Genomic DNA, 11,604 nt, shown 5'->3' on the forward strand with positions numbered 1-11,604 from the left:
AATTTTCACATTTCGATGTGATCGCCATATGAACCGATCACATCGAAATTCAAGACCCCTTGAAGACCGGCTTGCGCTTTTCGAGGAACGCATCGACCGCTTCGGCGTGATCGTCCGTCGCGTGGGCGGCGGACTGCATGGCGGCGGCCATTTCCAGCAGGGTAGCCAGATCGCTGCGTCGGCCTTCCCACAGCAGCCGCTTGGTCATGCGCACGGCGTGCGGCGGATTGGCGGCGATGCGGCGGGCCAATGCACGGGCTTCATCCATCAGCTGGTGGTCCGGCACGACTTTGGACACGAGCCCGCAGGCGAGGGCCTCCGCGGCGTCGATCATGTCGCCGGTAAGGGCCATTTCCGCGGCCTTCGACCATCCGACGACGCGCGGGAGCAGCCAGGAGCCGCCGTCGCCCGCGATCAGGCCGATCTTCACGAAGCTCTCGGCGAAGCGCGCGCTCTCGCCGGCGATGCGAAGGTCGCACATGCAGGTGAGGTCGCAGCCCGCGCCTGCCGCGGCGCCGTTGACGGCGGCGATCACCGGCACTTCGAGCGCCGCGAAGGCCAGCGGCAGGCGCTGGATGCCCCGCTTGTAGTTGAGGCGCGTGCGGGTCGGTACGCCGCCGTTGACGTTGCCGCCGGGCTTCATCTCGTTGATGTTGCCGCCCGAGGAGAACCCCTTGCCCGCGCCGGTCAGGATTGCCACGCGCGCCGCCGGATCGCTGTCCAGCCGTTCGAGCGCGCCGAGCAGGCCCTCGATCACTTCCGGGTCCGAGATCGGATTGCGCATGTCCGGGCGGTTCAACGTGAGGGTGACGATGCCTTCATCGTCGGTTTCGTAGAGTACCGCGTCTGCCATGCGCCTTGATCCTTCTCCGTTTGCCGGAGGGCTTAGCAGGTTGACGCATAGGTAAAAGGGTGGATGTCGCGGCATCCACCCCGGCGATGGATTTGAAGGTCAGGCGGGCTGCCTGCTCATCATCCGGGAAATATCGACCTGTCCCGTGGCAAGGCCGCCCATGAAGCCGCCGTCCACCGGCATGACGATGCCGTTGACGACGCCCGCAAGCCTGGAATTGATGAGCACCAGCGGACCGGCCTGTTCTTCCGGCGTGGTGTAGCGGCCGAGCGGCTCGGCGGCGGCATCCACCACGTCCTTGCCCGAAGTCGCATGGAAGGTCGCCATCATCGGCGTCTGGGTGGGCGAGGGCAGCGAGCAGTTGATGCGGATGCCCTTCTTGATGAGCTGCGCGCCCATGAACTGCGTCCAGACGATCACCGCTTCCTTCGAGAAGGCATAGCCTTCCGCCACCTGATCGGAATTGGCTTCACACCAGGCGAGACCGGCCTCGAAGCCCTGGGTGGCCAGAAGTTGCATGTGGACCGGGATGCGGCGGCTCCAGCCGAGACCGCCGGTCGATGCAATCGAGACCACGGCGGCGCCTTCGCCCATCAGCGGCACGACCCGGTCGGTAAGGTGACGCGTACCGAGGAAGTTGACCTTCATGACATCGATCGGGAGAAAGCCGCCGCCGCCCGGCAGGCCCGCGCAGTTGAACAAGGCATCGACCTTGCCGCCGACGCCCTCGACCGCGGCCTCGATCGTGGCGGGATCGCGCAAGTCGATCTGCGTGAAGGAGGCCATCGGAACGGCGCTTTCCTTGAAATCGAAACCATGCACTTCGGCACCGAGATCGACCAGCATGCGCGCGGTCGCTTCGCCCATGCCGGAGAAGCATCCGCTGACGATTACGCGCTTGCCCTTGTAACCCAGAACGTCGGTCATCTTCCTGTTCTCCTCTCGCCGCTCGCGGGCATGCGTGATCGCACCGGGCCGCGTGAATTTTTCTTGGAGGATAGCTAGTCCCGGAAGGGGTGCGCCTTCAACCGTCGCGGAGGCTGATCGCGGGCACGATGCAGGTTGTCGTCTCGCGTCGTAGGCAGGGCTTTGTCTGAGCATTTTCAAGTTGACCGTTTACGGTCGGTGGCCTGGAAAATCCGGTATCGGGAGAACGGGGAGTTTTCACCCCATGTGAAAACGCTCTAGGCGCGATCTGTCGATTTCGAGGAAGAGCGCATGGATAACGGACGGAATACCGAAAAGGCAGGTCCGGCACCGGAAGTGATTGCCGCCGTGATGGGGCAGGTCCGTTCGGCGCTCGGAAGCGGCGGCCATCGTCCTGTCGTCATCGGGCTGTGCGGATCGCAGGGTTCGGGCAAGACGACGCTGGCGCGGGCCGTCCTCGGTGCCTGCGCGAGCGAGGGGCTGAAGGGCGCCGCCCTGTCGCTCGACGATCTCTATCTGACGCATGCGGAGCGGCAGCAACTCTCGCGTACCGTTCATCCTCTGCTGGTGACGCGGGGCGTGCCGGGCACGCATGATATCGCGCTGGGGCTGGACACGCTGGATATGCTGGAAAGCGGAATGCCGGTAGCGCTGCCCCGTTTCGACAAGGGGGCTGACGACCGCGCGCCGGAACAGGACTGGCCGATCGTCGGGCCCGGTCTGGAAGTCCTGATCCTTGAAGGCTGGTGCCTCGGGGCCTTTCCGCAGCCTGCCGGCGAACTTGCGCATCCGGTCAACGCGCTGGAAGCGGAGGAGGACGCGGACGGGCGGTGGCGGGCCTATGTCAACGATGCGCTCGGCGATGCCTATCAGCGTCTGTTCGCACGGATTGACCGTCTGGTCCTTCTTGCCGCACCGGGCTTCGCGGTCGTCCATGACTGGAGGCTGGAGCAGGAGCGTGAACTTCTCGCTAGTGGCGGCGGCGCGCGGGTCATGGACGAAGAGCGGATCGGCCGCTTCATCGCCCATTACGAGCGGCTGACCCGCTGGATCCTCGCGGAAATGCCGCCGCGTGTCGACTTGCTCATTCGCCTTGACGAACGGCGGCGGCCGATAGCGATCTCCTAGACTTCGGCCTGCCGACGAACCTGTTCGGCCCGGCGCCGCTTGTTGCGTTCGAGTTCCGACGCCGACGGCACCCGGTTTTCCATCAGGTCGGCCAGCACCGCGCCGCGTTCTCCGGCGGGAAGCGTGGGGCCGGTCGTCGTGTCGCAGAAGGTCTGTCGTTCGATCTCGGCATTGACGAGCGCGCCCAGCAGCACGCCATAGGCCGAGAGATAGAGCCACATGAGAAACACCACGATGGCGGATAGCGAGCCGTAGGTGGCGTTGTAGTCGCTGATATAGGCGACGTAGAGCGAGAAGCCGAACGAGACGGCGATCCACAGCAGCGTCGCCAGCAGCGAACCGGGGGCCAGCCAGCGCCACTTCGCGGGGCGCCGGTCCGGTCCGTAGCGCATGATGAGGGCGAAACCGGCGCTGCCGAGGGCAACGGCAGCGATCCAGGTCAGCCATTTGAAGAGAATCGCGGTGGCATCGCCGAGGAAGACGCTGGTCTGGGTCTGGAGCCAGGCGAAGACGCCGCCGGAAAGAACGCCCGTCAAGGCGATGAGCACGGCTGAGAGCGTCAGCCCCACCGCGCGAAAGGTGAGCGCGATGGTGCCGCGCGTCTCGCGCTCCTCGTTGATGATGTTGAGCGCGCTCATCATGCCGTTCGCCGCACGCATGCCGCCGAATATCGCAAAGAACAGCGCGATCAGCAGTGCGAATCCGGTGACGCCGCGACTGGTCGTGACGATCTGCACGAGTTGCTGTTCCAGCATCTTCGCGACTTCCGGCGGGACCACTTCGACGATGCTCTGCATCTGCGAATGGACGCTCTCCACATTGCCGAACAGGCCGTAGATCATCACCGTCGCGCCGATCAGCGGGGTGAGGGCCAGGAAGCAATAGAACGCCAGACCGCCCGCCAGCAGGCCCAGTTCGTGGAAACCGCTCATCACGTAGACGCGCTTGAGGATCTTCCACCAGGCCTTGCCCGGAATTTGCCAGGGCGCATTCGCGTCGGTTCCGGCCTGAATTTGCATGGACGGTGTAGACATCTTTTCCTTGGCGGTTGACGGCGGGGAGGGTTCGTCGGATTTCATCGCTTACCCACTTGCGGCAGGGAACTTTCGCTGTTGCAATGCGATAGGGTATTCCACGAGGGGGCCTGTTGCCCATTCTCGACAGGGGGTGTTACATCGCGCTGCTCATGCCTTGGCTAATCAATCAGAAGCCGGCTTGTTCCCTCTCGCTGCGCGACGGTGCGGGACTGGCCACGATTTCCCTGCTCCTTGCGCTGTCGGTGAACCCGGCATCGGCGCAGGAGGAGCGTACGCAGCCGTCTGCGCAGACTTCGCAGGACACGCCTGATACGCCGAGTACTGCGGACGAGGACGACCAGGTCCAGGCTGGAAAGCTGGTCGTGCCTGCTCCGCCGGCGGATGTCGTGCTGCCCGAAGTGAAGCCGATCATTCCCGATGACGAGTTCAACAGGTCCATTCCCCGGCTCGATCCTCAGGACGATCCGGAACTCGACAAGCCGCTCGAATCGATCGACGAATTCGAGCGCCGCATGGCGAGCGAGCAGGAGGCGGCCAAGCAGGCTGCCGCTGCGAAACCGAAGGACGCGCAGGCGGCGCCTGTCGCCGCGCCCGTTCCAACCGGCCCTGTTCTGACTGATGGCGCTGCCAATGCCTCGGCGGATATCCCGATCGGCGATGCCCCGGTACGCGACGCCGAACTCACTGCGCCGCTGCCGCCGATCGACCAGTTCGAGGTGACCCCGGTCCAGTTCGCGGAGAAGAAGGAAGAGAGCAAGGACGTCGAGGTTGCCTACGATACCCGGATCGAAGGACTGGAATCTGCCGACGACGAAACCGGCACCGATCTGCGCAGCGAGTTCCGCACCCATTCGGCGCTGAAAAAGGGTGACGGCAAGGCGGCGAACCTGGCGATGGTCAATGCCCGCCTGAACGAAGACACCACGCTGATGCAGACGGTGCTGGCTTCGGAAGGCTGGTACTCGCCGATCGTGACCAGCCGTGTCGAGCGGACTGTCGACGGCACGAAGGGCGCGCCGTTGGTCGCGGTGATCAAGGTGAGCCCCGGCAAGCGCTACAATTTCTCCGAAATCGTGGTGAAGGCCGATCCTACCGTTCCCGCCGATCTCATCGCGAAGAACCTGGCGCTGAAGGTCGGCGAGCCGATCGTCGCCGAGCGGGTGCAGGGCGCTGAGGCGCAAGTGGCCGTGGCGCTGCCGGAGAACGGCTATGCTTTCGCGAAAGTCGGCGACCGCGACATCCTGCTCGATCAGGACACCGGAGAGGGCGTCTACACGCTGCCGATCGACGTGGGACCGAGAGGCCGCTTCGGAGGTTTCACCACCTCGGGCGACCTTGCCTTCGACGCCGAGCACGTCGGGGTCCTGGCCCGTTTCAAGCGCGGCGAACTCTATGACAGCCGCAAGGTGGACGACTTGCGCAAGGCGCTGGTAGCGACGAGCCTGTTCTCCACCGTTTCCGTCGAGCCGCGCAAGACCGGCGAGGCGGCCTCGGACGATACCCAGTATGTCGATCTCCATATCCAGCAGGATGCGGGGCCGCCGCGTACGATCGCAGGGTCGCTCGGCTATGCGACGGGCGAGGGCATCACGGCCGCGGCGACCTGGACCAACCGCAACATGTTCCCGCCGGAAGGCGCGCTGATCGCCAAGGCCATCGCCGGTACACGGCAGCAGGGTGCGGGCGTAACCTTCCGTCGCTCCAATGCAGGCAAACGCGACCGCACGTTCGAGGTGGTCGCAGAGGCCTTCCACAACGATTACGATGCCTACAGTGCCTATACCGGCCGCATCGCGGCCCGCATCGCGCGCGATTCCACGCCGATCTGGCAGAAGAAGTATACTTACGCCTTCGGCGTCGAAATGCTGGCCACGGCGGAAACCGACTACAATCGCACGACCGGCAATCGCGACCGCAAGCTTTACTATGTGGCGGGCGTCAATGGCCAGATCGGGCTCGACCGGAGCGACAGCCTGCTCGATCCGACCAAGGGCTATCGCCTGACCACCCTGATCCAGCCAGAAGCGACCGTTCGCAACGGTTTCGATCCTTACGTGCGGGCGCGGATCGACGCTTCGGCCTACTATCCGGTGACCGACAGCCTGGTACTGGCCGGGCGCCTGCGCTTCGGAACGATCCAGGGCGCGGGTCTCTTCGACATCGCGCCGTCGCGGCGGCTCTATGCGGGCGGCGGCGGTTCGGTGCGCGGCTATGCCTACCAGGCGCTGGGCGAGCAGGCCGCGGACGGTACGGCCGTCGGCGGACGCAGCCTCAATGAAGGCTCGGTCGAGGCGCGTTATCGCTTCGGCAACTACGGTGTCGTCGCCTTCGTCGATGCCGGGCAGGCCTATCGCGAGACGATGCCGCAGTTCAACAACTTGCGCTACGGCGTGGGTATCGGCGGGCGCTTCTATACCAATTTCGGCCCGGTCCGCCTCGACATCGCGACGCCGGTCGCCCGCCAACCGGGTGAATCCCGCTTCAATCTCTATGTTTCGATCGGACAGGCTTTCTGATGTCGGACGATGACACCATGATCCCGGCCGACGAGCCTGAAACTTCAGCCGGAACCGCCGGCGATAGCGGAAAGCCGAAGCCCACGGTCTGGCGCCGCGTGCAGATTCGCATCCTCAAGACGGTCGTCGGCCTCGTGCTGGGCGTCGTCGTGCTGGCCGCCGCCGTCATCTTCGGCATCGACACCGGGCCGGGCCATCGCTTCGTGGCCGAACAGATCGCGGGCCTGCGTTTCGAGAACGGCATGCGGATCAAGGTCGGGCGCATCGAAGGTTCGCTCTACCGGCGCATGACCTTGCGCAACCTCTCGGTCAGCGACCCCAAGGGCGAATTCCTGTTTTCGCCGGAAATCCATGTCGACTGGCGGCCTTTCGCCTACCTGAGCAACCATGTCGACGTGCGCAGCGCCGTGGCGGAGCGGATGATCCTGCGCCGGGTGCCCAAGTTCAAGCCCACGCCGCCAAGCGATGCGCCGCTGCTGCCCGATATCGACGTCGACGTTGGCGAGTTGCGCATCGACCGTTTCATCTCCGAGCCGCCGGTTTCCGGCAATCGCCGTATCGTCACGATCGACGGCAAGGCGCACATTTCCGACGGTCGCGCACAAGTCTCCGCCAAGGGTGGCACGATCGCGATCGAGGGCAAGGAAGGCGGAGACCGCTTCAACCTCCTGCTCGACGCTGTCCCCTCGAAGAACCGGTTGGCCATCGACCTCGACCTCAATGCCCCGACCGGTGGTGTGATCGCCGCCTTGGGCGGGCTCAAGCAGCCGCTCACGGTGAAGCTCGGCGGCAAGGGCGACTGGAAGGCCTGGAACGGCAAGCTCGATGCCGGTCTCGGCGGCGGCGATCTTGCCAAACTGGACCTCGTCGCGCGCGACGGCACCTTCACGATCAAGGGGCCGACGCAAGTGGCGCGGCTCGTCACCGGGCCGACCGCCAATCTCCTGGGACCGGTCACCAATCTCGACGTGACTGCCGCGCTTGACCAGCGCCGGGCGAAAGTCACCGGCCGGATCTGGAGCGACGCCTTCAACCTGACGCCGAACGGCGTGGTGGACCTCTCGGACAACAGCTTCGACGATCTGAAGCTGGACTTCGCCCTGCTCAAGCCCGCGGCTATCGCGCCGAAGCTCAGCGGCGCCGGGCTGACCGCCTCGCTTGCGCTGGACGGCGCGTTCACCACCCCCAAGGTCGCCTATCGCATCAATGCCGCCCGCGTGGTGATGAACGACATGGGGCTGGAACGCCTGACCGCAAGCGGCGCGGCACGGGTAGATGCGGACAAGATCCTGATCCCGGTCTCCGCGCGCGTCCAGCGCATCACCGGGCTGGATACGGTGGCAGGCGGTTCGCTGGCCAATGTCCGCCTCGACGGCGATCTCGCGATCGACGGGACCCGCGTCCTTTCCGACAACATGCGTCTGCGCTCCGACCGAATCGACGCCGGGCTGATCCTCGTCGCCGATCTCGCCAAGGGTTTCTACACTGGCGCGATCGACGGCAAGATCGACAATTACCGTCTCGACAGCGTCGGCATCTTCAACATCCGCACGAACATGGACCTCAAGACTGAGGGCAGCGGCTTCGCGCTCGACGGTACCGTGCGCGCACGGTCGACCAAGCTGCTGAACGAGAGCCTCCAGACTTACCTCGGCGGCAATTTCGCGGCATCCTCGCGTGTTCATTATGGCCCTGACGGCGTCGTGCGCTTTTCCTCGCTCCAATTGAACGCCCCGGATCTCAAGGTGACGGGCGGGCAGGGGAGCTGGTCTCCGAACGGCCGGATTTCTCTCACCGCGCGCGGCAGTTCGAACCGTTATGGCGCCATCGGCGTGCGGGTGAACGGCACGATCGCCAATCCCGACGCCCATGTCACCGCCGAGCGGCCGGGCCTCGGCATCGGCCTTGCCAATCTCGATGCCCGGATCACCGGCGTTCGCGGCGGCTATCGCTTCGACGTGACGGGTGACACTGACTACGGCCCGCTCAAAGCTGACGTGTCGCTGGGCCTCGGATCGCAGATGTCGGTGGACATCAACAGCGCGAACCTTTCCGGCGTCGATTTCGCGGGCCGCATGGTCCAGACCAAGGCGGGTCCATTCGCGGGCGAACTCACCGCCAAGGGCAACGGCATCGGCGGCGCGCTGAAGCTCGATGCCGAGGGCAAGTACCAGGCCGTGGACTTCAACTTGCGCGCCAAGGATGCAGTGTTCCCCGGTGCAGCCAAGCTGACGATCGGTTCGGCCATCATCGACGGGCGCGCGGTGCTTTATGACAAGCCCAGCGTCGTCGCCGATGCCCAGCTTGCCGGAACCTCGTTCGGCGCCGTCGACCTTGCCGCCGCACGCGTGATCGTTGATTACCGCGACGGGCGCGGCAAGGCCAAGGGCCTGATCGAAGGCGTGAGCGGCGTGCCGTTCCGCGTCGGTCTCAATGCCGATCTCACTCCCGAACTCTGGCGCGTTGCCTTGCAGGGACGCGTGCGCGGGCTTGGGCTGAAGACCCAGTCCCCGGCGCGGATCGTGCCCAAGGACGGCGGCTACGAATTGCTGCCGACGACGATCGCCTTCGGTTCGGGCACGGCGAAAGTCTCCGGCCATTACGGCACCGGCATGAAGTTCCAGAGCCGGCTGGAGAACATCGACGTCGCGCTCGTGAATGCCTTCGTTCCCGGCTACGGCCTCGGCGGCAAGGCCAACGGCAGCCTCGACTTCGAGCAGGAAAGCGCCACCGCCTTCCCACGCGCCGATGCCCGCATGAGCCTGGTGAACTTCACCCGCACCAGTTCCAGCACGGTGAGCCAGCCGGTCGACATCAACTTCGTCGGCAAGCTCCACCCCGACGGCGGTGAGGCCCATGCGGTGTTCCGCAAGCAGGGCAGCGTGATCGGCCGTCTGGCGGCCACGCTCAGCCCGCTGCCTCCGGGCGAGGGAGCCTGGACCACGCGCCTGCTCCAGGCTCCGCTGGGCGGCGGCATCCGCTACAACGGTCCGGCCGACACCCTGTTCTCCTTCGCTGGCCAGCCCGGGCAGACGCTGACCGGATCGGTCGGCCTGGCGGCGGACTTCTCCTGCCGTGTCTCGGACCCGTGCATCACCGGTCTCGTGAAGGGCAAGGACCTGACCTATGAATATCAGGCCTATGGTACGCGCCTGACCAACATGACGCTGGAGGGCAAGTTCAGCGGCAACTCGTTCGAACTGACCTCGCTCAACGCCAACGCGGGCAGCGGTACGGTTAGCGCGAACGGTCGCCTCAGCCTCGCGGCCGATGCGGGCTATCCGATGGACCTCAACGTCAAGCTCGACAAGGCCCGGCTGGCGCGGAGCGATTCGCTTTCGGCCAGCGCTACCGGCACGCTCAACCTGACCAAGCGCGCGGGCGAGACCCCGCTGCTCTCGGGCGACTTGCGCCTGCCGGAAACCCGCTACGAGATCGTCCGTCAGGGCGCGGTCGACGTGCCGCACCTTACTGGCGTGCGTTTCAAGCCCCGCTCAGGCCCAATGCGCGTGACCGGTGACGAACCGGCGCCGCAGATCAGCAGCGCCTTCTCGTCGGTCCGGCTCGACCTTCATCTCAAGGCTCCGGAAAAGCTCTATGTCTCGGGAATGGGCCTCGAATCCGAATGGAGCGCCGATTTCCGGCTGACCGGCACCAGTTCGGCACCGATCATGGCCGGCGAAGTGAAGCTGGTGCGCGGCACGCTCGGTTTCGCGGGCAAGTCGTTCGAACTGACCAACGGTCTGATTTCCTTCAACGGCGGCCAGACCATCGACCCGAGCGTGGCGATCACGGCCACCGAGACGATCGATGACGTCGATGTCACGGTGACCGTTAGCGGACGCGCCTATAACCCGCAGATCGAGTTCAGCTCCGATCCCAGCCTGCCGCAGGACGAAGTGCTGTCGCGCATCCTGTTCGGCAGTTCGATCGAGAACCTCTCGGCGATCCAGGCGGTGCAATTGGCGACCTCGCTCAATTCGCTGCGGGCCACCGGTGGCGGCGTCAATCCGCTGGGCAAGCTGCGTTCGGCGGCGGGCATCGACCGTCTGCGCATTCTCAGCCCGGACGAGGCGAGCGGTCGCGGTACGGCGCTGGCGGCTGGCCAGTACCTGACCGACGATATCTATGTGGAACTGATCACCGATGCCCGCGGCTTCACCGCGACACAGCTTGAAGTGAGCGTGACCAAGTGGCTCTCGGTTCTGAGCCAGGCAGGCGGTTCGGGCGTCAACAGCCTCAATATCCGCATCAAGAAGGATTATTGATGGGCAGGGTCCTCATCCTGCTTGTAGGTCTCGCCGCGCTGTCGGGCTGCCACAAGGAGCCCAGCTTCGAGGAGCGCTACGAGGCGGCGAATGACAGGATCGCCAAGCGTGCCCGTGATATCGACGCCCAGATCGCGGGCACGGGCACAGCTACACCTCCGGCAGAAGAGGGTTCGAAGGACTAGACGCAACCGACGGTTTACCTCTCGCTGCTAGAGATCGCGTCTCGCCGGTGATCGTCGTCGGTGAACATCGGTATCTGAATAGGGGCTGGAATGCAGGTACGGGACGATTGCGGCAGGCTTACATCGCGCCACGCCGTCCTGCTGGAGGCACGTTGCCGCAAGTCGAGCTGGCACGTCTTCGGCGTCGAACTCGCGGACATTTCCGAAGGCGGATGCTGCGTCGTGGGTACGGCCGAGGATTTCGTTCAGGGCCAGCGCGTCGCGCTGCGCATGGCGAATCTCAAGGCGGTGGAAGCGGAAGTGCGCTGGGTCCGCGAGGGCCGGGTCGGCATGGCTTTCCGCAATTCCCTGCCGAAAGCCGTGATCGAGGATATGGCGCTGCGTTACGGCATTCCCGTCATGCGCCGGAACCTGTCGGCTGCCGAAAGCTGATCCGGCGAAAGCTGATCGAGGCGACGGGCCATGGCCGACAGAGCAGCAGAAGGCTCAATGCCGAATGGCTGTCGCCTAGTAAATTGTAAGGGGAGGCGGTGGTGGACGCACTTGGGCTCGAACCAAGGACCCGCTGATTAAGAGTCAGCTGCTCTACCAACTGAGCTATGCGTCCACACGCGTTGCCGCGTAAGGTACGGAAATGGTGGACGCACTTGGGCTCGAACCAAGGACCCGCTGATTAAGAGTCAGCTGCTC

At 65.0% G+C, this 11,604-nt stretch carries 8 protein-coding genes and 2 tRNA genes (1 of these 10 running past the window's edge); 5 read left to right on the top strand and 5 right to left on the bottom strand.

Translation table 11 applies throughout. The features are described from left to right. Positions 1 to 49 precede the first annotated feature (49 nt). Positions 50 to 853: a crotonase/enoyl-CoA hydratase family protein gene (locus tag V7066_RS21435; protein ID WP_334185016.1), complete on the bottom strand. Its 804-nt coding sequence runs from the start codon at positions 851 to 853 to the stop codon at positions 50 to 52. A gap of 99 nt (positions 854 to 952) precedes the next feature. Then, complete coding sequence (locus tag V7066_RS21440; protein WP_334185017.1) at positions 953 to 1,780, bottom strand: coniferyl-alcohol dehydrogenase; 828 nt, start codon at positions 1,778 to 1,780, stop codon at positions 953 to 955. Between the two features lie 351 nt (positions 1,781 to 2,131). Between V7066_RS21440 and V7066_RS21445 the strand changes: the two genes are divergently transcribed. Beyond that, entirely contained in the window at positions 2,132 to 2,908 is a 777-nt protein-coding gene (locus tag V7066_RS21445) for a kinase (protein WP_334185039.1), read from the top strand. Here the strand turns inward: V7066_RS21445 and V7066_RS21450 are convergent. After that, entirely contained in the window at positions 2,905 to 3,942 is a 1,038-nt protein-coding gene (locus V7066_RS21450) for a YihY/virulence factor BrkB family protein (protein WP_334185018.1), read from the bottom strand. The two genes, V7066_RS21445 and V7066_RS21450, sit on opposite strands and share 4 nt — an antisense overlap. A gap of 152 nt (positions 3,943 to 4,094) precedes the next feature. Here V7066_RS21450 and V7066_RS21455 point away from each other — a divergent pair, with 152 nt between their 5' ends. The 4 genes from V7066_RS21455 (at position 4,095) to V7066_RS21470 (ending at position 11,346) form a co-directional block, all read left to right on the top strand. Then, a complete protein-coding gene (locus tag V7066_RS21455) occupies positions 4,095 to 6,461 on the top strand; it encodes an autotransporter assembly complex protein TamA (protein WP_334185019.1) in 2,367 nt (788 codons plus the stop codon). Next, positions 6,461 to 10,729, top strand: a complete 4,269-nt coding sequence (locus V7066_RS21460; RefSeq protein WP_334185020.1) for a translocation/assembly module TamB domain-containing protein — start codon at positions 6,461 to 6,463, stop codon at positions 10,727 to 10,729. Before V7066_RS21455 ends, V7066_RS21460 begins: the two co-directional genes overlap by 1 nt. Continuing rightward, positions 10,729 to 10,914: a hypothetical protein gene (locus tag V7066_RS21465; RefSeq protein ID WP_334185021.1), complete on the top strand. Its 186-nt coding sequence runs from the start codon at positions 10,729 to 10,731 to the stop codon at positions 10,912 to 10,914. The genes V7066_RS21460 and V7066_RS21465 overlap by 1 nt, the downstream gene beginning before the upstream one ends. Positions 10,915 to 11,004: 90 nt before the next feature. Continuing rightward, entirely contained in the window at positions 11,005 to 11,346 is a 342-nt protein-coding gene (locus V7066_RS21470; protein WP_334185022.1) for a PilZ domain-containing protein, read from the top strand. Positions 11,347 to 11,445: 99 nt separating this feature from the next. Here the strand turns inward: V7066_RS21470 and V7066_RS21475 are convergent. After that, positions 11,446 to 11,521: transfer RNA gene (locus V7066_RS21475), tRNA-Lys, on the bottom strand. A 28-nt stretch (positions 11,522 to 11,549) separates the two neighbouring features. Then, positions 11,550 to 11,604, bottom strand: a tRNA-Lys gene (locus V7066_RS21480); it runs 121 nt beyond the window's last position.

The organism is Novosphingobium sp., from assembly GCF_036820275.1.
Taxonomy (GTDB): Bacteria; Pseudomonadota; Alphaproteobacteria; order Sphingomonadales; family Sphingomonadaceae; genus Novosphingobium.

Coding starts and splice junctions, on each gene's coding strand:
- V7066_RS21435 (WP_334185016.1), bottom strand. CDS start 853: ATGGCAGACGCGGTACTCTACGAAACCGACGATGAAGGCATCGTCACC.
- V7066_RS21440 (WP_334185017.1), bottom strand. CDS start 1,780: ATGACCGACGTTCTGGGTTACAAGGGCAAGCGCGTAATCGTCAGCGGA.
- V7066_RS21445 (WP_334185039.1), top strand. CDS start 2,132: ATGGGGCAGGTCCGTTCGGCGCTCGGAAGCGGCGGCCATCGTCCTGTC.
- V7066_RS21450 (WP_334185018.1), bottom strand. CDS start 3,942: ATGTCTACACCGTCCATGCAAATTCAGGCCGGAACCGACGCGAATGCG.
- V7066_RS21455 (WP_334185019.1), top strand. CDS start 4,095: ATGCCTTGGCTAATCAATCAGAAGCCGGCTTGTTCCCTCTCGCTGCGC.
- V7066_RS21460 (WP_334185020.1), top strand. CDS start 6,461: ATGTCGGACGATGACACCATGATCCCGGCCGACGAGCCTGAAACTTCA.
- V7066_RS21465 (WP_334185021.1), top strand. CDS start 10,729: ATGGGCAGGGTCCTCATCCTGCTTGTAGGTCTCGCCGCGCTGTCGGGC.
- V7066_RS21470 (WP_334185022.1), top strand. CDS start 11,005: ATGCAGGTACGGGACGATTGCGGCAGGCTTACATCGCGCCACGCCGTC.